This window comes from Mesorhizobium sp. P5_C1 (genome assembly GCF_054049815.1).
The window spans coordinates 1-947 of the sequence record NZ_JBFULQ010001136.1; the positions used below are offsets into that span (position 1 = coordinate 1).

1 protein-coding gene is annotated in these 947 nt (G+C 57.9%); it reads right to left on the reverse strand.

Features of this window, described 5'->3' with window-relative positions; genetic code table 11:
• On the reverse strand, positions 1–931 hold a 931-nt coding region (locus tag ACXJ7R_RS34415; protein ID WP_457155684.1), incomplete at its 3' end, for a type ISP restriction/modification enzyme.
• Positions 932–947 lie beyond the last annotated feature (16 nt).

The window sequence follows — 947 nt, forward strand, 5'->3', positions numbered from 1 at the left end:
ACCAGTGCCAGACCACCTGCTTGCCCGAGACCTCGTATTTCCACATCTCCGGCGAGACGTTGTCTACGAACCCCTTGCCGACATGAAGTCGGCGCTTCACGGGATCGTACTCCATCGTGTCAGGAAGTAGGCTAGGGATCGCACCTTCTGCGGGGATCGTCGGCGCGATGTCCTTAGACATACGGGGCGGCGCCTTTGGCCTGTCGGCAGTAAGCTCGAAAAAGYGTTCGCCATAAGTGTGCAGCCAGATCACCTCGCGGCCAAGCACAACGGCTTGTGAGAATAAGTTCGGATCAGCCGTCAACGGCACGCGCAGGCCGGGCTGCACGAGATCAGGCAGGAAGCGCTCTGTGAACGCCGGATGAGCCATCAAGGCAGCTAGATAGGCCATCACATCCTCGGCCGAGACGGGCTGGCCATACGTATCGGCGAGCAATCCGAGCAGCTTCGTTGGAATATTCGGCTGCTTTGCCGTCACGTCTCGCCAGAGCGGATGCGCGCGACCGGCAAAGGAACCTTTGTAGTAGTCGTGATCTGGCACGATGCCAGAAAAGGTGAGTGCTGGGCCTGAGGACGGTGAGTGCCGTTCCAATGCAATCAGATAAATCTGTTTCGGCGAATAGTAATTCCACAGCGCGGGGTTCGGTCTATTTATGAGCCGTGCGTCAGGGATGATCCATTGCCGGTCGAATGAGCGGAAGCCATAACGGGTCGGAGAGATTGCCGGTTGCGGATCATTCCTGACTGCCTCCGGACGATGTTCGTGCCCCGCTAATCCGGCTTGGGACTTTTTGGAAACGGTTTTGTCACCGCCAAGGTGCGGATGGAATAATTCCTCCTGTTTCGCAACATCTTTCTCCGCCGTCAGCCGTATCCATCGATCCTCCAGCGACTGCTTATCCGGCGCGATTATCCATGTCCGGCCCGGCATGACGCCCGATCCGTCA